Consider the following 24,181-nt stretch of genomic DNA (forward strand, 5'->3'; position numbering starts at 1 on the left):
TTTTGTATCAGAATTCCAACGACTGCAGAGAGATATAGAGGAATACTAGAGAATGACTTCGGACTCCATATGTGCTGTGATGGTTACTTATCATCCCACGGCTGAGAATATTGCGAATATTCCTAATGTTCTCAGCCAAGTGCAGATGCTTGTGGTCGTCGATAACTGCTCCAAACCTGAGTCCTTGAATGGCTTGCGCCAGATAAGCGTTCAACATGGATTTCACCTGATTGAAAATAGAGACAACCTCGGTATCGCGGAGGCACTGAATCAAGGCGTGCAGTGGGCAAAGGACGCCGGTTATCCTTGGGTTATTCTCTTCGACCAGGACAGCCGGCTTACGCCGGGATTTGTTGCGCAGATGCTTGCTACGTGGAGTGAACACCCGCAACGCACGCGCGTGGCTGCCGTTCACCCCCGGTATGAAGATCCGGAGACACATGCAGCACTGCAGGTCTTTCGCGCAAAGGATGGAGGTCCGATGACATCGATGACCTCCGGAGCTTTGATGCCCGCTTGGATATTCGATAAAGTTGGCATGTTTGCATCCGAATTGTTTATTGATCTGGTTGACACGGAATATTGCCTGCGGGTGCGCGCAGCCAGCTACCTACTCGCCGATTCACAAAAGGCTGTGCTTCTGCATGCAGCAGGCGCGCCACATCGCCGCAAGATACTTGGCGTGAGCATGTGGTCTACTCACCACAATGCCCTTCGGCGGTATTACATCACCAGAAACAAGATTGTTGTGTTTCGCAAATATTTTTGGAGTTTTCCCGGTTGGGTATCGGAGCGCATTTACCTCTCCCTGCGGGAAACAATTAAGTGTTTTATCGTCGAGGATCATCGCGGACGCAAAATCCGTAACACGCTTCTAGGAATCTGGGATGGCGTAACAGGACGAATGGGAAAACGCGAAAGTCTGTGAAGCGGCATTAAACGCGTTTTTTAGAACCAATCGCGCTATAAGACCCAGAATCACTTGTAGAGTTAAATTCTTAAGATTATGCCGGGGCAAGCAACCTGTTCTAATGTTGCAGCCCCGGCCGCATTTTATGCGAAGACGTCCGCTTCGCTGAGCTTGCTCCCCTGGCGGTCTTTCTCTGACACAATTGCTTCCGCTTCAGTGACTGGCCACTGGATTGCAAGTTCGGGATCATTCCACAGGACAGTGCGCTCACCTTCCTTGCAATAGAAATCCGTCACCTTATATGCGAAACCTACCTGATCAGTAAGAGCGACAAAGGCATGACCGAAACCGACCGGGATATAAAGCATGTTTCCGTTCTCCGCACTCAGCTCAACAGCAACATGCTTGCCAAAGTGCGGTGAACTGCGGCGAAGATCCACGGCTACATCGAGGACAGCTCCATGCGTGACGCGCACGAGTTTAGCCTGGGGCTGAATGATCTGATAATGAATGCCGCGAACAACACCTTTTGCCGAAGATGAGAAATTATCCTGCACCCAGTTCACAGGCAAGCCCGCATCTTCAAAGCGCTTCTGGTTCCATGTTTCACAAAAGTAGCCACGGTCATCGCTGTATATAGCAGGCGTGAGACTAAATACGCCTGGCAAAGAAGTCTCGCTTATTTTCATCCTAATTATTCCTATCAAAAAATTGGCATTTGCAAGAGCGCTAACAAAAATTGCGCGAAGCATACACTTACAATCAGGCCAAGGCTCCGGCCTCTTGACCTTTAATGTACCAGACGGAATGAGAAAGATGCTCCGCACACAAACAATCCATGCTTCCCTGAAAATTAGCGCTACGGGCAATCCAAAATCGACTACGATTTCTGTTGATACACACACCCAATAAGTAATAATCAAATACCTACCGAGCATACGGAGATTAAACTGTGCGAATTTTTATTACGGGTGCCGCCGGAATGGTCGGCTCCCATTTAATTGATCGCCTTGGCCCGACAGAGGAAATTTTAGGCTCCATCTTTCGTCCCACTGTTCGCGTGAATGAAATCCAGGGGAAAGCACAATTAGTTCCGCTAGATGTCTGCGATTATGAATCTGTGCGCAAGGCCATCGACGATTTCCGTCCTGACGTTATCTATCACTTGGCTGCGCAAAGCCTGCCAACAGTTTCCTGGCTGAATCCTTGGGAAACGATGAACATTAATGTTCAAGGTACGGTCAACGTATTCGAATCAATACATCATATCCGCACTAGCGGCACTCCTGATTACAACCCAATGGTTGTCGTTGCATGCTCATCCGCGGAATATGGCGCAAGCCTTACTTTGGATAGAGTTCCCATTCGAGAAGATGCTCCCCTGCTTCCTCTGCATCCATACGGCGTCAGCAAGGTTGCCCAGGATTTGCTTTCGTTTCAGTATTGGAAAAATTATGGCATTCGGTGCATCCGGGCGCGAATCTTCAATACAACAGGAACGCGCAAGAAAGCAGATGTCGTGTCCGACTTTTCCATGCGTATTGCCAAAATTGTGCGACATGGCGGAAGTCTGCGCGTAGGAAATCTGCAGGCAAAACGGGCGATTACAGATGTGCGTGACTTGATTTCAGCACTGATTCTGCTTGCGGAACACGGGGAACCGGGTGAGGTATATAACATCTGTGGCAGCAAGGCCTATCAGATTGGCGATCTCATTCCTATCTTTGAGCGCCTAACCGGCAAAGAGCTTTCTCTTGTGGTTGCACCTGAGTTGATTCGACCTAGCGATGAACCGGTTATTTTCGGCAGTGCCGAGAAACTGCAACTACGTACAGGGTGGAAGCAGAATATCTCCATCGAGCAAACGCTGAAGGATATGCTGGAATATTCACTGGCTCATCCAGAAGATGACAGCTACTAGAAAAATACCCGACAAACGCATCCGTCGCACCTGCCATTTGCAACAAGCACATCTTGCTCTGAAACAAGATACTCTTGTACTTTTACACAGCAAGATCTCGCAGGTAGCTGAATTTTTGCCGCTCATGACCAGCAAAGAAAGAAACGTCCGCAGTCATTTCAACACCAGTGATCGGCAGCACACATGAGGACACGCAGGGTTAAAGATGCTTGCAGGAAAGACTTCTGGCGAATGTGGCATCGGTTTTTATCATGTTTATCGTGCCTGGGGCACAGGGTACAAGCTGTCAATGCGCCGACACAGGCTGGTACTCAAGCTGAAGACATCCACCTTATGAACAATGGAGCTGAGTTTTGGATCACACAGAACAGACGTTCGTAGCTGAGTATCTTGAGGAATCCGCAAAGGCTTTTTCTGCGTTCATAGACTCCGATAGCCTGAAGACTGTATTAGGCGATTTTGCTGACATCCTCACCAAGGCATTGACATCCACGAAAAAGTTGATGATCGCTGGGAACGGCGGCAGCGCAGGCGACTCGCAGCATATTGCAGGAGAGTTTCTTTCGCGTTTGTTCTTTGATCATGCCCCGCTGCCTGCAATTGCTCTGACAACAGATACATCTGTCCTAACCGCCGTTGGCAATGACTACGGGTATAAACATGTTTTTGAACGGCAGGTGCTGGGGCTTGGCCAGCCGGGAGATGTGTTCCTTGGGATTTCCACTTCGGGCAAGTCGGAGAACATATTACGCGCTTTTGAAGCAGCCCGTTCCAAGGGAATCGTTACGTTAGGATTTACAGGGGAGAACCCTGGGCCAATGGGCTCTCTTTGCGACCACATCCTGTGTGCCCCTTCGCAAAAGACCTCCGTGATTCAGCAGATCCACATCGTGGCAGCTCATATTGTCTGTGGTCTAGTAGAAAAGCGCATCTTCGGTGGCCCGGAAAGAGAGTTGCGCAAATGAGTGTGCGCCAGTGCGCAATTCTAGTTGGGGGACTCGGCACTCGGCTTGGAAACTTAACAGCGGAAACTCCAAAACCTTTGCTTGATTGCGACGGACGCCCGTTCCTGGCGTGGATACTCCGCGAGTTATCGCGCTTTGGCATTACAGAAATTGTCCTGCTTGCTGGCTTTAGGTCTGAAAAGATCACAGCCTTCTGCGAAGAGGTTCAATCCTGGCTGCCAAAACAACTCTCCATTCAGATATCCGTGGAACCTACACTAGCTGGAACAGGCGGAGCTCTATGGCATGCGCGTCATTTGCTGCAAGATGAATTTCTTCTGATTAACGGTGATTCGTGGTTTGATACCAATCTTGCGAGGCTCTACGCTTTAGCCGCTCGGAATCCCGAAGCCGCCGGTTTCATGGCTTTGCGGCGCATGGAAGACTGCGGGCGGTATGGCACGGTTGAGTTGCAAGGGAATAGCATCGTTGCCTTTCGCGAGAAAGCGCCCGGGACTCACAACGGAATCATCAACAGCGGAATTTATCTGTTGAAGCGTAAGGTGCTGGATTTTATTCAGCCCAATTGCTCATTAGAAAAGGATGTGCTTCCCCTCCTGGCCAGTGCTGGAATTCTTGCGGGCGAAACACTCGACGGATATTTCATCGATATCGGTATTCCAGACGATTATTCCCGCGCCAGCGTTGAGCTTCCAGGTCGCCTGAATCGCCCGGCTATTTTCTTCGACCGCGATGGAGTCATCAACGAAGACTTGGGATGGGTTGGCCACGCAGATCGTTTTCGTTGGATTCCTGGTGCGAAAGAAGCTCTGCAATCTGCCACAGACAAGGGATATCACGCTTTCCTGGTCACCAACCAGGCAGGTATAGCGCGCGGCCTATACTCTGAGCAAGACGTCGAGAACCTACATGATTTTGTGCTCAATGACGCGCTTCGCGCCGGCGGAACAATTGATGATATTCGCTATTGCCCTTATCACCCGGATGCAGCGCTTGAACGCTACCGGATGATATCGGATTGTAGAAAGCCTGCACCGGGCATGATTCTCGATTTAATTGCCCGATGGGATGTTGCCAAGGAATACAGCGTACTCATTGGAGACAAGCAAAGCGATATCCAGGCTGCTACCGCAGCAGGGCTAAAAGGCTACCTCTTCCAAGGGAATAACCTATTAGAGTTTCTAGAAGGGTTTGTGCCGTTGCAGAAGAAGTAGTCTGGACAGACTACTAAAACGCTGCTATGTGCCTATTCTGTCGTCAGGGCTAAATTGGCTGGGAGCACAGCGTACATCGTCGTTATGCTTTCTGCGTAGCGCTGGCAAGCGACACGCAAAATCAGAGTCACGTAGCACACTATGCAACTCAAAGATGACGCGATGAACTGTGCAAGGAACTCTTCACTCTAAACTAAGTCCCTTGGCATAGATTTCCGCATTGTGCCCATTCTCGTAGTAACGTTCATAGTGGCCATGACGTTGGTAGCCGCAGCTTTGATAAAGGGCAATGGCAGGTGCATTATTTTCGTCTACATGCAGCCATATATAGGTTGCGTGGGCTTCGCAGGCTGATTCTTCTGCGCGACGAAGCAGCTCGCAGGCAATGCCACGGCGGCGAAATGCGGGATCGACCTCAATGGTTTGAATGTAGGCGACGATTCCACGTTGCATCCTTGTCCATTCCACGATGACAAAGCCTGCGAGACGATTGTTTTCTTCGGCAGTCCATGTAACGCTGGAAGCCCGCTCTGTTAGCTGCTTCATGTAGCGGCGGTCAAAGCGCAATGCGGAATCAAAACACGCTTCTTCTATGGCGTAAAGTTGCTCGAAGTCGGCGGGATGGTAGAGGCGATATTGCACTAAGTTCATGTTTACTCGTTTGCATGCAAAAAGCCATCCCTGACGGGATGGCTTTTGTTTTGAGAGGACATCTCGTTATTAAACCTTGGCTTCGAGACCCGAAATGACGTCGAAGAAACGCTGGTCGAGGCGACGGTTAGTGGAGATAGCGTCCTTGATGGTGATGTCTGTAATGTCTGTGCCCTTGAGAACAGCGATACAGCCCCATTTGCCTTCATGTACCATATCGATGGCATGTAACCCATAGCGCTGGCCAAGCAGGCGGTCGTATGCGGTTGGAACGCCTCCGCGCTGCGTGTGACCGAGATTCACACTGCGAGTTTCAAAACCGGTCTTCTCTTCGATAAGCTTGGCGAGGGCTTCGCCCACACCAGAAAGCTGCGCGTGGCCGAAGGAATCAACCTTGCCAGAGCCGGTAATCTGGCCAGTTTCAGGCAGATGTACACCTTCTGCAACGACGACAACACCGTAATGCTTGCCGTGATCGTAGTTGTACTTGAGCAGCTTGCAGACGTGGTCAATATCAACGGGCTGCTCAGGAACGAGAGTTACGTGCGCACCACCAGCTACACCCGCAGCCATGGCGATCCAGCCGGCATCGCGGCCCATCACTTCGACAACGACAACGCGATTGTGCGAATCGGCGGTTGTATGGATGCGATCAACGGCTTCCGTGGCAATGGAGACAGCCGTGTCGTAACCGAAGGTGGCATCCGTGCCGTTGATGTCATTGTCGATGGTCTTAGGAACGCCGATGGCGGGCAGGCCGTGCTCGCTGAGGTAAAGCGTGACGGATTGCGTGTCATCACCGCCGAGAGCAATGAGAGCATCTACGTTGTTCTGCTTGAGGACTTCCTGCACCTTCTCGATACCGCCGGGAATTTTCTTCACATTAGTACGGGAGGAGTGAAGGATGGTGCCGCCTTTGAGCTGAATACCGTCAATTTTTTCAAGCGTCAACGGGATGAAACGGTTTTCGAGCACGCCCTTCCAACCATCGAGAAAACCGATGAATTCGTCTCCGTAGTGGTTGATTCCCTTCTTCACGGCCGCATAGATGACGGCATTCAAGCCGGGGCAGTCGCCGCCTCCGGTCAACAAAGCTACTCGCATCGAAACGCTCTCCTCTAAGAAATCTGAAGGGCACTGAGGCCCGCAATCATACGTCGAAATTTCCAAGCCAGCGCGGGGGGCGTATGGCCGGTCGAACGCCGTACCCAGTGTACTCCGTAAAACAGACAAGAAAGTGATGGCCGTAACACCATTAGAATGAAATGCGGCTGACTTTTTCTTTAGAAATTTGTACGCAGAGGTGTTCCAATACACTATGCCCGGAACCGGAGCACTTTTATTACTGGTTTTTGCCAGCCTTGTGGTGGTGCTGCTCCTGGTGTTGCTGCAACTGACACGGCTGGGATACCTGATTCGTACGACTATTCCTGACCGGCCGCGACGGCGGATGTTTATTGCCTCTGTTTCTTTCCTGATTACATTTCTTGGCGTTCGCCTGCTGGTGGATATGGTGGTGCGTAATCAGGGGCCGTTTGAGTGGGTGATGGTCAAGGGCGTCCATATCCACCATCTGGTATGGGGGATTTTGATTCTGCTACTGGTGGGCTATGGGTGGCTACTGGACCTGGGAAGGTCTCACTCGCCGATTTCGATTTTCTTCAGCCGATTGATGTGCGTTAGCTATGGCGTGGGCGCGGCGTTGACTCTGGATGAGTTTGCACTGTGGCTAAGCCTGGAGCCTAATGCGTACTGGACGCGGCAGGGACGCATCAGCATTGATGCGGTAATTCTGTTCGGCGGGATTCTCGCCGTGGGCGCGTGGGGTGCGCCGTTCTTTCGGGGACTCTCCATTTTATGGACCAAGCGCGGCACGGTTGGCCGCGGCCTGGTGTCCCCTATTCGGCACGCGCGGTTGCTTCGTCCGCGTAGATTGCGGAGACCAGAGCGCCGTAACGCTCCGCGATGACGCGGCGCTTGAGCTTCATGGAAGGCGTCAATTCGCCAGTCTCCTGTGCCCATTCTTCCGGCACAAGACGGAAGCGCTTCAATGTCTCAAAATTGGCAAGGCCGTCGTTAGCTTCGCGGATAACTTCCTCATAGAGTGCGTGTACACGGCTGTTCGCGACGAGTTCGGCACGGTTGGAGAAGGTAATGCCCTGCTGCTTTGCCCAGTCTTCCAGCGCAGCGAAGTTAGGAGAGATGAGCACAGAGATGAATTTGTGCTTGTCTCCGATGAGGCACGCCTGGCCAACAAGAATGTTGATTTTGAGCTTGTTTTCAATGGGCTGCGGTGCAACTAGCTTGCCGCCGGAAGTTTTGAGCAGTTCCTTCTTGCGGTCAGTGATGTAGAGAAAGCCATCGGAATCCTGATGGCCGATGTCGCCGGTATGAAACCAGCCTTCAGAATTGAAGCACTCGGAGTTGGCTTCCGGCTTGTTCCAGTAGCCCTGAAAGACGATGGGACCACGAACGAGCAGCTCACCATCGGGGGCAAATTTGATTTCGATATTGGGCTGGATAGGGCCGACAGAACCGATACGCTGTGCCGCAGGATTGTTGAGCGCGATAACGGGAGAAGTTTCGGTCAGGCCGTAGCCTTCCCACACAGGAATGCCTACCGATGCGAACCATCTTGCCGTATCTACGCCGAGCGGCGCGCCGCCGGAGATGAAATAACGCACGCGGCCACCAAAGGCTTCATGCACTTTGCTGAAGACAAGCTTGTTGGCGAGCTTCCATGACGCAGCGGACGGCTTGGCTCCGTTATAGACGGCATCGCTGTGGCTGCCGCCGAGCTTCACCGCGAAAGACAGCAGCCGTTTACGGATGGGGCTTGCGGAGGCGCGCTGTTCTACGGTCTGGCGGATTTTTTCGTAGACACGGGGGACACCGACGAAGAACGTGGGCCGGATTTCGCGCATGGATTGCGGGAGCTTATCGAACTGTGAACAGTACGCGACCTGCGCGCCGTGGCTGTACATGGCGTAATCGAGCGCGCGGGCGGTGATGTGCGAGAGCGGCAGAAACGAGATGCAGACATCGCTGGAATCGATTACAAAGCCCTGAACAGCGTACTGTTGATTCGATGCGATGTTGCCATGCGTGAGCATGACGCCCTTGGGCTCGCCTGTGGTGCCGGAAGTGTAGATGAGTGTGGCGAGATCCTTTGGCTCGACAGAGTGCGCGAGTGCGTCGAAGACTGCGTCGCGCTGGGAGCCAAGTGCATCAGCTCCTTCGATGAGCCTGCTGAATGGAATGGCATCCTGCGGCGCGTCCGCATCCATCATGATGATGCGCTCAAGCGGCGTTTGGCTACGTACGGCGTTAAGCTTGTCGAATTGTACGCGGGTGGAAACGAAGGCAACGCGGCAATCGGCATCTGTGAGCAGCGTTGCAATCTGCTCGCCTGTAAGCGTGGGATACACCGGCACGTCCGCAGCTCCGATGGCAAGGATGGCGAAATCTGTGACACCCCATTCCCAGCGATTTTCCGCAATAAGCGCGACACGATCACCTTTTTTTACACCCCACTCCAACAGCGTAGAGCTTACTGCACGGACTCGCTGGTAAATCTGGTCGGAGGAAAGAGGATGCCACTCTCCCGCGGCGTTTTGCCACAGAACGGCGCGAGGATTCGCGGCGTTCGCAACGCGGAAGAAGAGGTCATTGATGGTCTGAATGGGAGCAGATGCTGTCATACGTATGCCAAAAAACGGTGGACTGATGCACTCCAGAATCACTGGTGAGTGTATCAGTCCACGGCCTGTTTGGTCGCTATCGGTTATGCCTGTGGCTTGGGCGTGAGACGCACAAAACGCTGCGACTCGCGTTCCCAGTTGGCAAGCAACCACTTGGCACGGTGGCTGTTGGCCTTGGTGGCGTGCATCTCGACCAGTTCCTGGATGGACTTCCGTGCTGCGTGGTCGAGCTCGTTCCATATTTCCGGCTGCAGGAAGGACTTGTGGTAGCGGCTCTTCGCGAGGAAGTCGCCTTCTTCGTCGTAAATCCATGCGAGGCCGCCAGTCATACCAGCACCAAAGTTGATGCCGGTTTCTCCGAGAACAACGACGAGGCCGCCCGTCATGTATTCACAGCCGTGATCGCCGACCCCTTCCACAATTGCAAGAGCGCCGGAGTTGCGAACAGCGAAGCGCTCGCCGGCACGGCCTGCCGCTAGGAGCCAGCCGCCGGTTGCACCGTAGAGGGCTACGTTACCGAGGAGGCTATGCGCGGCTGAGTTTTCGGCAGCACGGCCTACGGCGCGGAGAATTAGTTCCCCACCGCTTAGACCCTTGCCGACAAAGTCATTGGCAAGGCCATCAAGCTCCAGCGTGATGCCGGAGGTGACGAATGCGCCAAAGGACTGGCCAGCTACGCCGTGCAGCTTGAAGTTGAGACTGGAGCCTGTGGCTTCTGGATGCTGCGCTTTGAAGAGAGCCAGCTCACCGGAAAGACGCGCGCCGAGAGTGCGGTCTTCATTGGTAACGCGGGTTTCGAGCTTGAAGGGACGCTGCGCTTTATACGCTTCGAGCGCGGGGGCTACCCAGGCGTTGTCGATAGGGGTATGCGCTTCGGGGCGGTCGTTACGGCCACCTTGCCAGCGGACGGCACCGCCCGTTTCGGCTGCAATTTCCGCGGCTTTAAGCATGGGCTTGAGGTCGAGATGAGCATCCCAGCGGACCTGTTCTAGCAGGTCGGTGCGGCCTGTGGCTTCCGAAAGTGACGAGAGGCCGAGCTTGGCGAGAAGCTGGCGGACTTCCGCAGCGAGCTCGTCGAAGAAGCGAACAACATGCTCCGGCTTGCCGCGGAACTTGGCACGCAACTCAGGACGTTGCGTGGCAATACCGGTGGGACAGGTGTTGAGGTGGCACTGACGTGCCATGTCGCAACCGAGCGCGACGAGGACCGAGGTGCCGAAGGCGAATTCGTCTGCTCCGAGCAGCGAAGCGATGACGATGTCACGGGCAGTGCGAATGCCACCGTCCGTACGCAGGCGAACACGGCCACGGAGACCGTTGTGAATGAGGACCTGCTGCGCCTCTGCAAGGCCGAGTTCCCATGGGTTTCCGGCATACTTGATGCTGGAAAGCGGCGAAGCACCCGTACCACCAGAGTTGCCGGCGATATGAATGTAGTCAGCGTAAGCTTTGGCAACACCAGCAGCAATAGTACCGATGCCGCAGCTTGAAACCAGCTTGACGCCGATAGCTGCACGAGGGTTGATTCGCTTGAGATCCCAGATGAGCTGGGCGAGATCCTCGATGGAATAAATGTCGTGATGGGGCGGCGGTGAGATTAGCTGCATGCCGGGCTGCGCGTGGCGCAGACGAGCGATTAGCTCCGTGACCTTGTGGCCGGGAAGTTGGCCGCCTTCGCCGGGCTTGGCGCCCTGAGCAACCTTGATTTCAAGCTCTTCCGCGTGGGCAAGGTATTCCGCCGTGACGCCGAAGCGGGCGCTGGCTACCTGCTTAATCTTGTTGTTGAGCAGCGAGGGGGCACCATCAATCGTCGAGTAGACGGCGGGATCTTCACCGCCTTCGCCGGTGTTGGACTTGGCACCGAGCAGGTTCATGGCTTCGGTGATGGTCTGGTGCGCCTCCGGAGAGAGCGAACCAAAGGACATGGCCGAAGCGGTGAAAATTTTCGTGATGTTGCCGGCAGGCTCGACGGATTCGAGAGCGAGCTCGGGGCCTGCGGGGCGAATCTCGATGAGGTCACGAAGGTGCTGCGGCTCGGTCTCCGTTGCCTGCGCAGCAAACGTGGCGAAGGGAGTGAGCGCGAGGGCAGCTCCCTGCCTGGTAGAGCCGACAACCGTCTGCAGAGCGCGAACAATCTGCGGCTGCCAACCGTGCGACTCCGCTCCTTCTGCTTTGCGGAAGCGGATGAAGCCATAGTCAGGCAGGTCCTTGAGCTGCGTGGCAGCTACGACCGCGGCATCGCCTTCAGGCTCATCGCTGCCGTGGAAGCCGGACCAGTTCTGGCGCACATAGGCTTCGATTTCTTCAAAGCCAATACCGTTAATGGGAGCGGGAACGCCGGGGAAACACTTATCAACGACATTGTGCGCGATGCCAATGGCGTCAAATAGGTGTGCGCTACGGTAGCTGTCCACTACGCTGATGCCCATCTTCGACATGACCTTGGCAAGGCCAAGCTCCATGGCATGAATGAGGTTGTCCTGGCCCTTTTCTGAATCAAGCTGGCCTGCGGTTTCAAGAGCAAGCCAAGGGCAGACAGCGCCAGCGCCAAAGCCGAGAAGAACGGCGAGATGATGAATCTCACGGCAATCACCGGCTTCAATCGCAAGGCCGACTTCCGCACGTACACCTGCCTTGATGAGCGCGTGATGCACGGCTCCTGTGGCAAGCGCCATGGGAACGGGCAACGCATCGGGCGAGGCGTCGCGGTCGGTGAGCACAAGCAGCGAGGCTCCGGTGCCAACAAGTTCCACGGCACGAGCGGCGAGAATGTCCACCGCAACTTCAAGCGTGCTATCTGGCGCATAAGTGCAGTGCAGGATGGCATGCTGCATTTTGCTGGCCTGGTCGTGATGGCCTTCCTTGAGCGCATGCATCTGGCCCAGAGAAAGAATCGGAGACTTAAGGCTCAGGCCCGGCAGAGGCTCGTGAAGTTCGAGCACATGAGGCCAGGGACCAAGACGAGTGTGCATCTTGAGCACCACGGCCTCACGCAGCGGATCGATCGGCGGGTTGGTGACCTGCGCGAAACGCTGGCGGAAGAAGGCGTAGAGCGGACGCGGCGACTTGGCGAGCGGCGCGATTGCCGTATCGTCGCCCATGGACCATATGGCGTCCTTGCTCTCGGTAGCCATGGGAGCAAGGATCATGCGCACATCTTCACGCGTGTAGCCAAAGGAGTGCTGCAGGCGGTTCAGCTCCGCGGCTGCTAGCGGCGCAGGAGCGCTGGCGGAGTCTTCCAGCGGCACATCCTGCTGGATAAGGTCGTCATAATGACGCTTCTGGTCGTAGATATTGAGGATTTCTTCTGTCTCGAAGAAGCGGTTGAAATCGAGGTCGACCACAATCATCTGGCCAGGGCCAAGGCGGCCACTGTGCACAACATGCTCTGGGTCCATATCCACGAGACCGATTTCCGAACCTGCGACAACAAGGCCGGTGTCATCAATTGCATAACGACAAGGGCGCAGGCCGTTGCGGTCGAGAATAGCGCCAGCCTGACGGCCATCGGTGAAGGCAAGTGCGGCGGGGCCATCCCACGGCTCCATGATGTCGCCGCTGTACTGCAGGAAGGACGAATGAATCGCGGGATTGGCCGGGGGCAGCAGCATGCGAACGGCTTCGCCAACGGTGCGGCCGTTATGTGCTAACAGTTCCACAATTTCATCCAGCGAAGTGGAATCTGAACCGCCTTTGCTCAGAACAGGATGCAGGTCGAGCGGCAGCGTGGCACTGCGCGCCTCCATACGGGCGCGATTACCCCAGATCGTGTTGATTTCGCCGTTATGTGCCAGTGTACGAAAAGGCTGTGCGCGGTCCCACGATGGCAGCACGTTCGTCGCGTAGCGCTGGTGAAAGAGCGCAATGGGAGTCTTGAATTCCTTGTCCGCAAGATCGGGGTAGAAGTCCGCAAGCAGGCGGCCTGCGCAGAGTGCCTTATATACCAGCGTGCGCGAAGAGATGCTACAGATGTAGGCATCAAAACCGGCGCTGGCAGCAAAACGTTCAAAGTGCTTACGCGCAAGGAAGAGGCGACGCTCAAAATCGGCTGCATCATCGCTGGTGATGAACACCTGCCAGATAGCCGGACGCAAGGAGTTAGCGATTTCGCCGAGCACTTCTGGACGGACAGGCACATCGCGCCAGATCAGCTCTTCAAGATTCTGCGCAGCGAGGGCTTCAGTAAGCGCAGCGCGAGGCGCAGCCTCATCCGCAGGCAGAAAGATAACAGCAACACCAAAGGGCTTTTCCGCGGCGAGCGAAATTCCAGTTTGCTTCAGCAGCCATTCGCGCGGAACGACAGCGGTAACACCAACGCCATCGCTTGATTTGCCATCCGCCGCTACGGCTCCGCGATGTTCCAGGCGAGAGAGTGCCGTGAGAGCTGCTCCGAGAATTTCATACGAAGGCTCACCCGAAAGACGGGCCACGAAACCGACACCGCACGAATCCGAATCAAAACGCGGATCGATCAGGCTGCCCTCAAGATAGCAGGAGGACTGGGCCGGGTATTGACCAGCGGACTCGGATGAGACCGAAAAAGCGGAATGTGAAGAAACTTCCATGACTAACTCTAGCCCTTCGATTGTTAAATTTCGAGGTCAACGGCACAGTTTTGCCGCATTTTTCGATAAAAATGCTCAAGCTCGCTGCAAAGACTGCAAGGCTCCGGACCGGCGGGGAGGCCATCCGGAGCTAAAGAGAGGAAATTGTCGTGGCTTGCAACGGAATAGAATACCGCAAATTCTTCAAAAATTCTCTTTGCATACTTATACAGTCACGTTGTATATTTATGCAAGCGCGGCCCGCATAGCGGGCCGCGCTCACTCTTTGGCTAAAGTTGCCCAACAGGGCGCGTGGAACGGTAGAGATGAAGATACAGCGGCACAACGCGATTCGCGAACTGGTGGGCAGCTCCCCGGTGACAAACCAGGACGAGTTGCGCCGCAAACTGCGCCGCCGCGGCTTTGCTGTCACGCAAGCTACGCTTTCACGCGATATTCACGAGCTGCATATTTTGAAGGGCCCCTTGGGTTATGCGCTTCCTAATGGCAATGGAAATGGATTAAGCGCCTCAGCAGAAGAAGATCTCGATGATTCTCCACCTTCTGTAAAAGCGATGATGGACAGCTTTGGGATAAAAACCGTGCAGGCGATTAACCAGGTCATCATCCGCACAATGATGGGCGGTGCGCAGCCGGTGGCCGCTGCGCTGGATTATGACGACTGGCCCGAGGTGGCTGGAACCATTGCTGGCGACGACACAGTGCTGGTGATTTGTAAGGATGCGCGCCGTGCCGCAGAGGTCGATGCACGGCTGAGGGCGATGCTGGAGTCATGAACGACGCAGTACAAACGGCAGTTATTGGAGTAACGGGTTATGCTGGCGCGGAGCTGGCGCGTCTTTTGCTGCGGCATCCGCGGCTGAAGGGGAAGCCTCCGGTTTTTGCGGGGCGGCTGGATGAACGCGATATCAAGCGCGGCGGAATTCCTTTGTCAGAGATTCATCCAGAACTGGTGGACTCACGAGGCAATGGAAATTTGCTGCAACAGGCTTTTTCATGGGAACTGTTAACCGATCTCGACGTAAAGGTTCTTTTTCTGGCCACGCCGCATGAACAGTCGCGCCAGTGGGTTCCCGAAGCGTTGAAGTACGGGATACGCGTGATTGACCTGAGCGGCGCGTGGAGACTGAACGACGCAGCGAATCGCGAGATTTATGCCTTTGAGGATGAGGGCTCGCCGGAAGCTCTTAAGCTGCAGTCAGAAGCTGTCTACGGAATGCCGGAGTTGCATCGCGCAGAGATTGCAAAGGCAGAGTTGGTGGCGAATCCCGGCTGCTATGCGACAAGCGTGATTCTGGCGCTGAAGCCTGTTGTTGGCGCCGGGCTTGTGGACGTGGATGCAGGCATTATTGCCGACTCCAAGAGCGGTGTGAGCGGTGCGGGAAAGGCTGCTACGGCAAGAACACACTTTATGTATGCGGCAGATAATCTTTCGACGTACGGCGTATTTGCGCATCGTCACATGGGAGAACTGCTGGAGCAGATCGAACTTCCGGCCGACGCGATGGTCTTTACGCCTCATCTGCTTCCGATTCCACGCGGAATCCTGTCCACCATTTACGTGCGGTTCAAGGAGCCTATGAAGCGTGCGGATGTGATGCACGTCTACAAGGATTTTTTCAATGGCAGCCCGATGGTCAGGCTGCATGAACATGGTTTGCCACAGATTTTGCACGTGGTGCGCACCAGCTATGCCGATATCGGTTTTCAGCTATCGAAGGATGGTCGGCGCGCGGTAATTGTGAGCTGCCTAGACAATCTGCTGAAAGGCGCGGCATCGCAGGCGGTGCAGAACTTTAACGTAATGCACGGCTGGGACGAGCAAGAGGGTCTTGAATAATGAAATACGTTGTCAAACTTGGCGGCGCAGGGCTAGAAACACCTGAGCTTCTTGCCGGCTCGATGAAAGCAATTGCGGAACTGGCGCGCGATGGCAGCCAGGTTGCGGTTGTGCACGGCGGCGGTGTGCAGTTGACCAACACGCTGAAGGCGCTAGGCAAGCAAAGCGAGTTTATTAACGGCCTGCGCGTAACGGATGCAGAGACGCGCGACATTGCGCTGATGGTCTTTGCCGGCCGCGTGAATAAGTCGCTGGTTGCCGCGCTTGGCGCGCTAGGACAGCCGGCGGTTGGCCTGTCTGGTGGCGATGGCTTGATTTTCCGAGCGCGGAAGAAGCGCACTTCGCCTGATCTTGGTTTTGTCGGCGAGATTGCCGCCAGCGATCCGCGCCTGCTTGAGTCTGTATGGCAGATTGGTGCAGTGCCGGTGCTTTGTTCCATGGCGCTGGGCTTTGATGGCGAGTATTACAACATCAATGCAGACGAGATGGCCTCAGCTTGCGCGATTGCCTGCCGCGCCGATGCGCTGGTTTTTCTGACTGACGTACCGGGTGTGCGCGGAGGCGACGGCAACGTGTTGCGATGGCTGAGCATCGATCAGATTGCAGAGATGGCAAAGAACGCGATTATCTCCGGTGGCATGCTACCCAAACTGGGCGCCTGCCGCGAGGCGCTTTTGAACGGAGTGAAACGCGTACGAATTCTGCCCGCTGAAGCTGCCAGTTCCCTTCCCGACCTGACGAGTACACGCGTGGCTTATGGCACAGAAGTAATGGTGGCCTAGAGGAGATTGAGAATGTCGAAGCTTGAACAAGTAACGGCCGCAGAAGCGAAGCTGCTGCTTCCGACGTATGCGCGCAATCCGATTTTTTTTGTAAGTGGCGAGGGCGTACACATTATTGACGAGCAGGGCGAGCGCTATCTCGACTTGCTGAGCGGTATCGGCGTGAATGCACTGGGTTATGCGCATCCGGCAATTGAACGGGCGCTTATCAATCAGGGCCGCGCACTGATTCATACCTCGAATCTCTTCTTCCATGAAGGCCAGGCCGAGCTGGCGCTACGGCTCACAGAGCGCTCTGGTATGGACCGCGCTTTCTTTGCGAACACCGGCACGGAAGCGATTGAAGGAGCGCTGAAGCTGGCGCGTGCACATGCTGGGCTGTTACGTGAAGAAGGCAAGACTATCGGCACAAAGGTGCTGGCACTGGAGCAAAGCTTCCATGGACGTACTTATGGATCTGTTTCCGCGACGCACAAGGCGAAGTATCGCGAGCCTTTTGCGCCTGTCGTTCCTGGCTTTGAGTTTGTGAAGTTCAACGACGTTGCCGATCTGCGCGAAAAGTTTTCTACCGATATTTGCGCTGTTCTCGTCGAAGCGATTCAAGGTGAGGGTGGAATTAACCCGCTCACGCAGGAGTTCTTTGAAGAAGCGCGCAAGCTGACAGCTTCGACTGGAGCGCTGCTGATTGTCGATGAGATTCAGGCAGGCCTTGGACGCACCGGCAAATGGTTTGCCTATCAGCATTACGGTGTTCAGCCGGATATCACCACGCTGGCGAAGCCGCTTGCAGGCGGCATTCCGCTTGGCGCAGTTCTCTGCACGGAAGAAGTCTCTCGCGCGATTCACCCCGGTATGCACGGAACAACTTTCGGCGGTGGACCGCTGGCCTGCGCTGTGGCGATTGCCGTGATTGACACGATTGAAAATGATGGGCTGCTTGCACAGGCTGAAGAAGTGGGCAACTACTTCCAGGAGCAACTGCGCGAGCTGGCAAAGAAGCACGAAACGATTACGGAAGTCCGCGGCAAGGGCCTGATGATTGGCGCGGAGCTTGATTCCGCAGAGTTGGCAAAGCTGGTGGTTGAGGAAATGCTCAAGCAGCACATTCTCATTAACTGCACCAGCGAAACAACGCTGCGTTTTCTTCCGCCTTACATTCTGGAGCGCGCGCATGTGGATACGGCCATCGCCGCGCTGGACGAAATTTTCACCGAGTATGCGGTCACGTTCAGCGGGGCCGTATCCGACAATACGGCGGCTGCGCAAGCTGCAGGAGGTAACCGTGGCTAGCAAAACTCTTATCGAACCAGTTCCCGTCGCATCAGACGCTGACGTTCTGGCCGCAGCGGCACGCATGTCTGGTGAGGACCTGTGCTCTATTTCGGACCTGTCCAGTGCCGAGGTTCGCGCAGTCCTCAAACTTGGTCATGATGTAAAGCGCAATCCGCGCGACTATCGCCATGCACTCGACGCGAAGCAGATGGTGCTGATGTTTGAGAAGGCCAGCCTGCGCACGCGCCTGAGCTTTGAGACCGGCATCAACACGATGGGCGGTAATGCGATTTTTGTTGACCAGACCAACTCCCCGCTCGGCGAACGTGAGTCGATTGCCGATGTTGCGAAGAACGTGGAGCGTTGGGTGGACGTGATTGTGCTGCGCACCTACGCGCATGACACAATTACTGAGATGGCCGCAAATTCGCGCGTACCTGTAATCAATGCGCTCTCGGACTTTGAACATCCCTGCCAAGCACTTGCTGATTTCATGACGCTGGAAGAGCACTTCGGCTCGCTGCCCGGACTCAACTTCACCTACGTTGGCGATGGCAACAATGTTTGCCACTCGCTGATGCTGGCGGGCGCACAGCTTGGTGTCAACGTCACAGTTGCCACGCCGCGCGGCTACTCGCCTGATATTGAGATCGTTACCAAGGCGCGTGAGATTGCCGCGGCTAACAACTGCGAGATCAAACTGCTGCAAGACGCGCAGGCAGCCGTGGAAGGTACAGACGCAATCTACACCGACGTTTGCGTGAGCATGGGAATGGAGCACGAGTCTACGAAACGAGCGCCCATCTTCCGCCCCTTCCAGGTAAACGAGCAGTTGATGTCGGAAGCTCCTTCGCATGCGGTGTTTATGCACTGCCTGCCCGCGCATCGCAATGCTGAGGTTACCGATGCCGTGCTCGACGGTCCTCAGTCCATTGTCTTTGACCAGGCGGAAAATCGCATGAATGCGCAGAAGGCATTGCTGCTTCTACTGCTGGGCGGGTTGTCGAACGTAACGAAGTTTCAGTAACAGGTAACCTGTTTTTGGAGAAAAACCGTGAAGATGTGGTCCGGCCGCTTTCGCGAGCCGCTTGATACGGAATTTGAGCAGTGGCAGCGGTCAATTGTTTTCGACTGGCGGCTGTTGCCGCAGGAAGTCGCGGCAAGCAAGGCACATGCTTCGGGACTGTGCGCCGCTGGCATTCTGACAACCAGTGAGACCGCAGAACTGCGCGCGGCGCTGGATGCGATTGCTGCTGATTTTGCCACCGACGCGGGCAAGGCTGCCGTGCGCGATCACGCGACGGCGGAAGATATTCATCACTTTGTTGAGATGTCGCTGGTGCAGCGTGTTGGTTCACTCGGGCTGAAGCTGCATACGGGCCGCAGCCGCAATGAGCAGATTGCCACCGATCTGCGGCTCTATGTTCGCGATCAGATTGAGCGTGCGATTGATTCGTTGACTGCGTGGGCCAGTGCGCTTGTGGAGCAGGCAGAAAAGGCCGGTGAGGCTCCGATGCCCAGCTATACACATTTGCAGCGTGCAGAGCCTGTGCTGATTGCGCACTGGCTGCTGGCATATGCAGAGATGCTGCTGCGCGATATCTCTCGTCTCAAGGATGCTGCGGCGCGGCTCAACTATTGTCCGCTTGGCTCGGGACCGATTGCAGGTGCAACACTGGAAGTGGATCGCTGGATTGCAGCGAAGGAGCTTGGATTCACTGCTCCCACGCCGAACTCGATGGACGCGACAAGCGACCGCGACTTCGTGCTTGAATTTCTAAATGCTCTAACCTTTGTTGGTCTGCATGCAAGCCGCTTTGCGGAAGAGATTACGCTTTTTGCTACGGCTGAGTTTGGTTTTGTCTCGCTGCCAGAGGCGTTTTCTACCGGGTCGAGCGCTATGCCGCAGAAGAAGAATCCTGACCTGACGGAACTTCTGCGCGCCAAGGTGGGACGCATTCATGGTGCTGCGGAAACCGTCACGCTGCTGCTCAAGGGACTGCCGCTGGCTTACAACAAAGACATGCAGGAGACGCAGGAGCCGGCGTTTTCCGTTGAGTTTGTTCCGCCAATGATTGCGCTTGTTGCGCGCTTTACGGCTGCGCTCCAGTTCAATCATGATGCCATGCAGAAGGCTGCGGAGAACGGCTATCTGAATGCGATGGCTGCTGCCACATACCTCGTGTACAAGGGCGTTCCGTTCCGCACGGCGCATGAAAAGATTGGCAATGCTGTTCGCTATGCGCTAGAGAAGGGCGTGGAACTGAATGCGCTTTCTCTCGATGAATTGAAGCAGTTTGGCGACGAGTTTGGTGCGGACTTCTTCCCGGCAATCGACCTGAATGCCACGCTTGATTGCCACAACGTGATTGGCGGTACGGCACGGGCTCGCGTTCGCGAGGCGTTGACGCTGACCAAAGAACGTATTGCAGCATTGGCTCCGAAACAGGAGGCCGTCTATGCAGGTGCGTAAAGCACGGCTGCAGGACGCCTCGCACGTCTACGACCTGGTGAACTCTCTCTCCCACGACGGCACGCTGCTCAGGCGGTCGTTTGCGGAGGTTTGCGAAAATATCCGCGACTTTACTGTCGCCGTCTCCGACGCAGGCGTTTTTCTCGGTTGCGGTGCGCTGCACTTCTATGGGCCGCATCTGTGCGAAGTGCGGTCTATCGTGGTGCGTCCGGAAGCGAAGGGCCAGGGTGCGGGTGGGCGCATCCTTGGTGCGCTCATCGATGAGGCGGAAGATCACGGCATCCAATCGGTCTGCCTCTTTACACGCATTCCCGACTTTTTCTTCAAGTACGGCTTTCGTACGGTGGAAGATAAGACCGAGCTGCCGGACAAAATCTTCAAGGACTGCCAGAGCTGCCCACGCCTGCACCGCTGCGACGAAACTGCGATGGTACGTGGCCGGATTCCGCGTGTTTCCATCCTTGGACCGCGCGACGAAGCTCAGCAACTGGTCCGCATTGGCGGTTAATACGCGTTAAAAGCTTCTCCTGCGGGCAACCAATTTCCGTAAAAAGCCATTTAATCCTCTTGGAAAGAGTTGTTGTTTGCCGCGGAAGGATGCCGCGGCGACCTTTGTCTAATCCGTAATCCCGTGGCAACAAAAAGAGGAGAAGAACGCATGAAAAAGAAACTCATGATTTTGGGCGCGTTACTGTGTACGGCCTCATTGACCTGGGCCGATACGCGCGACGATGCAACAAAGCGTCTGCAAATGGCGGCCCAAACGTTAACTGAAATCACTACCGCACCCGACAAGGGCATTCCCCTTGAAGTTCTGGACAATGCGAAGTGCATTGCCGTGGTGCCGCATATGGTTAAGGGTGGCTTTATCTTTGGCGCACAGGGTGGCCGTGGCGTGGCTACCTGCCGCATCGGCAAAGGCTGGAGCGCACCGGCATTCTTCGCCATTACGGGCGGAAGCTGGGGCCTGCAGATTGGCGTGCAGGGCGTGGATCTGGTCATGATTATCCAGAACCAGGCCGGCATGGAGAAGCTGCTCTCCAGCAAGTTCCAGATTGGTGCAGACGCTTCGGCTGCTGCCGGCCCGGTGGGCCGCCATACTTCCGCGAACACGGACTGGAAGATGGATGCGCAGATTCTTACCTACTCGCGTGCCAAGGGCGTTTTTGCCGGGCTTACTTTGAACGGCAACGCGGTTCGCGCCGATGACGATGCGAACAAGGCCGTCTACGGCACGGACGACGAACGCGGCATCCTGACCGGTAAAGTGAAGACGACTCCGGCGGGGTTGGGCTTTGTGCGTGCTGTTCGCCGGGCACGCCAATTGGCGGCGGCTCAGTAACCTCTTCGGAATACAACGTGAAAATGCCCCGGTGTAATTGCCGGGGCATTTTTCTGTGCCATGACGACTTCATGCCATGCCTTGCGGTACGGCGCTCGACTATACTGCACCCGTGGCACTTCTCACGGGCGACTGGAAACTCGACGCTGCGCTTGGCTCCTGCCTTCTGCTGGGGCTGCGGCATGGTTTTGATTATGACCACCTGGCCGCCATCTCGGACATTACCGCCGTGCAGCGCAACTGGCGGAGCGGGCTGCGGCTGGGCATGACGTATGCGCTGGGGCATGCCTTTACTGTGGCCGTGCTGGGCGTTGCCGTGCTGCAACTGCACATGGGATTGCCGGAAGGGCTGGATCACTGGACGGAACGGCTCATCGGGCTTACGCTCATCCTGCTCGGCCTTGGCGTGGTGGCGGGCATCCTGCGTAAGGATGCGCATGGACACACACATTCGCGCGTGGAAAGCCGACTGGCGATTGCGATTAACGGCGTGCTGTGGCTTGGCTGGAAGATTCGATGTTTGTGGAATCCAGCAGCGCCAAAGCCTGAACGCTTTCAGTGGATGTACAGCGGTAAATCGGTCTTTCTTATCGGCATGTTGCACGGCATTGGAGCGGAAACGCCCAGCCAGCTCGCCTTATTTTTCCTTACAGCAAATCTTGGCGGTACTTCCCGCGGCATTCTTGGGCTTGTGGCCTTCTCCGCAGGGCTTGTGGCGATGAATGCGCTGATGACGGCTTCGCTTGGCGGGGCTTTCAAGGCTGGCGGCGGGCATCCGCGGATTTACCAGTTCATTGCGTGGACTGGAGCGGCTTATAGCTGCATTATCGGAACCATCTTTCTGTTTGGGATTTCGGATAAGCTGCCGCCGTTGGGATAGCAGGTTACAGCGGTCAGGTTTCAGGTGTCAGTTGTTCCCTGTTTTCCAGGCTTCGGTTACGGCCAGGCTCAGCTCTTTCTGGCCTTGTGCGTTGGGATGCACGGCGTCAGACATGTCCTCTGAGGTTCCCTGCAAATACTTTCTTGTGTCGAAGAGATGCACGTTGAGGCCGTCGTTCGCTAAGAGCGTGGCATTGGCGGCTATATCCGCGTTGTAGGCGAGGCATGGCGCGTCTGAAGACTGGCAGCCTGTGCCTGCGCTGGTTTGCTGCTGGCGTGGGACGGTTCCCGCGAGTATCTGCGGTAACTGTGCCGCGGTTGCTGCGGCAGGGGAACCGATTGCTGCTACGGAAACTCCATCTTCTCCAGCGTTGGTCTGCGTAAAGGTGATGGTGTGCTTGCCGCTGGGAACATTCGGAAAACGTAGAAGGCCCAGCGAACGCGTGGAGCCGTTCTGCGTGGCGATTAACGGCTGCATCTGTGCTGAGGCTTCGCTGGCTGCTGCGCCATCGAGAGAATAGGTGTAGGTTGCCGAGGAGCCGTCGTCGATTACGGCCCATGCGTAGATAGCTCCGGTTTTGGCGGTGGTGATGGTGAAGCTGACTGTCGCTCCCTGCCCTGCTGTCTTCCATGCGGTCCAGCCGCTGGAGCTATCGACGCCTCCAGGGCCGGTTGCGGAGAAGCCTGCGTCTCCTGCGAGAGTTTTTCCTGCTGATGGAATTGCGAGCCACGCCAGCGCGGCGAGGTGGCATTGCGTAAAGATTGGTTCGTAAGCGCCGGAGCTGCGTACGTCTACGTCATTTGTTCCGATGAGAACGGTATAGGTTGTTTGCGCGGACTGCGCCAACTGCGCGCCGGGCGCGAAGATTTGGCGCGGAGCGATGTCGCAGGCCTGATCGCCCGTATTGGCGTGATTGGTGAAGCTGACCTTTTCCTGTCCGGCAACGAGCGAAGGATAGGCTTCTTTCGCCGGATTTGTAAGCGTGGCACCTTTTGTAATGAAGTCGCCGAAGGCCTGGTATTGCGTGCCGACAGCAACAATGGTGGCGCTTGCGCAGCCCCAGATGAAGAGCAGCGCGAAGCCCATTCCAAGAACCGCCATCAAGATGTTTTTTGTGCGCTTCATGCCGCCATTGAATCGCAGATTTGGCGCGGCGTGAGTAGGAATGCGGGCGATTCTGCGTAGAGGATTCCCGCAATGGTGCGGGTTCCTGATTCGGAACGCTTATGACTCGGTAAAGGCTTCTACGAGAGCGGTCCATTCGTCCTGTAGAGAGGCGCGGTGGAATTTGCGGCCAGCGCGGCGATACCAGTAGTCGGCGTTCCACTCTACGCCCTCTTTGCGGTGAAGATAGGCGTGGACGGCCATGGCGTCGAGAGTTTCCAGCTCGTCCACCTGCGCGTGGGCTTGTGCCCAGTCGCCTTTGGCGTCCCACCAGAGCGCCGTCAGGACCGGCGAGAGTGCGCTGGGAGGTTCCGGCCCGGACAGGGTTGCGAAGAACTGTTGGCGGTGCATGGGAGCGTCCTTTCTGCGGATTGCACTTTTAACTGTGCAGAAATTGAGGTGATTCTGGTCTTATTATTTTTTCATATATTATTGAAAATTAATTAGTTAAGTGTTGATTTTTGAGAGTATCGGGGGGGGGGGGGGTGGGGCCGTTTTGGG

General features: G+C 55.7%; 21 protein-coding genes. 14 read left to right on the forward strand and 7 right to left on the reverse strand.

Translation table 11 applies throughout. The annotated features are described in order from the left end of the window. The first annotated feature begins 52 nt into the window (after positions 1 to 52). Positions 53 to 928, forward strand: coding sequence for a glycosyltransferase family 2 protein (locus tag AC5S3R_RS13135; protein WP_494267494.1), 876 nt, complete (start codon positions 53 to 55; stop codon positions 926 to 928). A 125-nt stretch (positions 929 to 1,053) separates the two neighbouring features. Here AC5S3R_RS13135 and rfbC read toward each other — a convergent pair whose 3' ends face one another. Further along, complete coding sequence (gene rfbC / locus AC5S3R_RS13140) at positions 1,054 to 1,599, reverse strand: dTDP-4-dehydrorhamnose 3,5-epimerase (protein ID WP_494267495.1); 546 nt, start codon at positions 1,597 to 1,599, stop codon at positions 1,054 to 1,056. A gap of 263 nt (positions 1,600 to 1,862) precedes the next feature. On the opposite strand from rfbC, the gene AC5S3R_RS13145 reads away from it, so the two are divergent. The 3 genes from AC5S3R_RS13145 (at position 1,863) to AC5S3R_RS13155 (ending at position 5,010) form a co-directional block, all read left to right on the forward strand. Beyond that, positions 1,863 to 2,831, forward strand: coding sequence for a GDP-mannose 4,6-dehydratase (locus AC5S3R_RS13145; RefSeq protein ID WP_494267496.1), 969 nt, complete (start codon positions 1,863 to 1,865; stop codon positions 2,829 to 2,831). 353 nt (positions 2,832 to 3,184) lie between these two features. Next, the gene (locus AC5S3R_RS13150; protein ID WP_494267497.1) at positions 3,185 to 3,796 is read left to right on the forward strand and encodes a D-sedoheptulose 7-phosphate isomerase; all 612 of its coding nucleotides are present in this window, start codon (positions 3,185 to 3,187) and stop codon (positions 3,794 to 3,796) included. Further along, entirely contained in the window at positions 3,793 to 5,010 is a 1,218-nt protein-coding gene (locus tag AC5S3R_RS13155) for an HAD-IIIA family hydrolase (protein ID WP_494267498.1), read from the forward strand. The genes AC5S3R_RS13150 and AC5S3R_RS13155 overlap by 4 nt, the downstream gene beginning before the upstream one ends. A 183-nt stretch (positions 5,011 to 5,193) precedes the next feature. On the opposite strand, the gene AC5S3R_RS13160 is transcribed toward AC5S3R_RS13155, so the two are convergent. Both AC5S3R_RS13160 and AC5S3R_RS13165 read right to left on the reverse strand, forming a co-directional pair. Then, on the reverse strand, positions 5,194 to 5,661 hold the full coding sequence (locus AC5S3R_RS13160) for a GNAT family N-acetyltransferase (RefSeq protein WP_494267499.1): 468 nt from the start codon (positions 5,659 to 5,661) through the stop codon (positions 5,194 to 5,196). A 69-nt stretch (positions 5,662 to 5,730) separates the two neighbouring features. Further along, positions 5,731 to 6,765: a 6-phosphofructokinase gene (locus AC5S3R_RS13165; protein WP_494267500.1), complete on the reverse strand. Its 1,035-nt coding sequence runs from the start codon at positions 6,763 to 6,765 to the stop codon at positions 5,731 to 5,733. A 214-nt stretch (positions 6,766 to 6,979) separates the two neighbouring features. Here AC5S3R_RS13165 and AC5S3R_RS13170 point away from each other — a divergent pair, with 214 nt between their 5' ends. Beyond that, the gene (locus tag AC5S3R_RS13170) at positions 6,980 to 7,630 is read left to right on the forward strand and encodes a hypothetical protein (protein WP_494267501.1); all 651 of its coding nucleotides are present in this window, start codon (positions 6,980 to 6,982) and stop codon (positions 7,628 to 7,630) included. Here AC5S3R_RS13170 and AC5S3R_RS13175 read toward each other — a convergent pair. Both AC5S3R_RS13175 and gltB read right to left on the reverse strand, forming a co-directional pair. Then, positions 7,560 to 9,362 carry an AMP-dependent synthetase/ligase gene (locus tag AC5S3R_RS13175; protein ID WP_494267502.1) on the reverse strand — a complete coding sequence of 601 codons (1,803 nt, stop codon included), beginning with the start codon at positions 9,360 to 9,362 and terminating at the stop codon, positions 7,560 to 7,562. The two genes, AC5S3R_RS13170 and AC5S3R_RS13175, sit on opposite strands and share 71 nt — an antisense overlap. 83 nt (positions 9,363 to 9,445) lie before the next feature. Continuing rightward, positions 9,446 to 13,927, reverse strand: coding sequence for a glutamate synthase large subunit (gene gltB, locus AC5S3R_RS13180; protein ID WP_494267503.1), 4,482 nt, complete (start codon positions 13,925 to 13,927; stop codon positions 9,446 to 9,448). A gap of 305 nt (positions 13,928 to 14,232) precedes the next feature. Between gltB and AC5S3R_RS13185 the strand changes: the two genes are divergently transcribed. The 9 genes from AC5S3R_RS13185 (at position 14,233) to AC5S3R_RS13225 (ending at position 22,516) form a co-directional block, all read left to right on the forward strand. After that, complete coding sequence (locus AC5S3R_RS13185; RefSeq protein ID WP_494267504.1) at positions 14,233 to 14,703, forward strand: arginine repressor; 471 nt, start codon at positions 14,233 to 14,235, stop codon at positions 14,701 to 14,703. Continuing rightward, positions 14,700 to 15,767, forward strand: coding sequence for an N-acetyl-gamma-glutamyl-phosphate reductase (gene argC / locus AC5S3R_RS13190; RefSeq protein ID WP_494267505.1), 1,068 nt, complete (start codon positions 14,700 to 14,702; stop codon positions 15,765 to 15,767). The genes AC5S3R_RS13185 and argC overlap by 4 nt, the downstream gene beginning before the upstream one ends. After that, entirely contained in the window at positions 15,767 to 16,549 is a 783-nt protein-coding gene (argB, locus tag AC5S3R_RS13195) for an acetylglutamate kinase (protein ID WP_494267507.1), read from the forward strand. The genes argC and argB overlap by 1 nt, the downstream gene beginning before the upstream one ends. 12 nt (positions 16,550 to 16,561) lie before the next feature. Next, positions 16,562 to 17,839: an aspartate aminotransferase family protein gene (locus AC5S3R_RS13200; RefSeq protein ID WP_494267508.1), complete on the forward strand. Its 1,278-nt coding sequence runs from the start codon at positions 16,562 to 16,564 to the stop codon at positions 17,837 to 17,839. Next, the gene (gene argF, locus AC5S3R_RS13205; RefSeq protein ID WP_494267509.1) at positions 17,832 to 18,848 is read left to right on the forward strand and encodes an ornithine carbamoyltransferase; all 1,017 of its coding nucleotides are present in this window, start codon (positions 17,832 to 17,834) and stop codon (positions 18,846 to 18,848) included. The genes AC5S3R_RS13200 and argF overlap by 8 nt, the downstream gene beginning before the upstream one ends. Positions 18,849 to 18,881: 33 nt before the next feature. Next, positions 18,882 to 20,294, forward strand: a complete 1,413-nt coding sequence (gene argH, locus AC5S3R_RS13210; protein ID WP_494267519.1) for an argininosuccinate lyase — start codon at positions 18,882 to 18,884, stop codon at positions 20,292 to 20,294. Next, positions 20,281 to 20,802 (forward strand): GNAT family N-acetyltransferase, encoded by a 522-nt coding sequence (locus AC5S3R_RS13215; protein WP_494267510.1) that lies wholly within the window; start codon positions 20,281 to 20,283, stop codon positions 20,800 to 20,802. Before argH ends, AC5S3R_RS13215 begins: the two co-directional genes overlap by 14 nt. A gap of 150 nt (positions 20,803 to 20,952) precedes the next feature. Continuing rightward, positions 20,953 to 21,636, forward strand: coding sequence for a lipid-binding SYLF domain-containing protein (locus tag AC5S3R_RS13220; protein ID WP_494267511.1), 684 nt, complete (start codon positions 20,953 to 20,955; stop codon positions 21,634 to 21,636). Positions 21,637 to 21,748: 112 nt separating this feature from the next. Beyond that, on the forward strand, positions 21,749 to 22,516 hold the full coding sequence (locus AC5S3R_RS13225; protein WP_494267512.1) for a hypothetical protein: 768 nt from the start codon (positions 21,749 to 21,751) through the stop codon (positions 22,514 to 22,516). A 27-nt stretch (positions 22,517 to 22,543) separates the two neighbouring features. Here the strand turns inward: AC5S3R_RS13225 and AC5S3R_RS13230 are convergent, their stop codons facing one another. Together AC5S3R_RS13230 and AC5S3R_RS13235 are read right to left on the reverse strand one after the other, a co-directional pair. Beyond that, positions 22,544 to 23,641: a hypothetical protein gene (locus tag AC5S3R_RS13230; protein ID WP_494267513.1), complete on the reverse strand. Its 1,098-nt coding sequence runs from the start codon at positions 23,639 to 23,641 to the stop codon at positions 22,544 to 22,546. Positions 23,642 to 23,740: 99 nt separating this feature from the next. Further along, positions 23,741 to 24,031, reverse strand: coding sequence for a hypothetical protein (locus AC5S3R_RS13235; RefSeq protein WP_494267515.1), 291 nt, complete (start codon positions 24,029 to 24,031; stop codon positions 23,741 to 23,743). Positions 24,032 to 24,181: the final 150 nt, after the last annotated feature.

Source organism: Occallatibacter sp. FHG110214_02 (assembly GCF_059115385.1).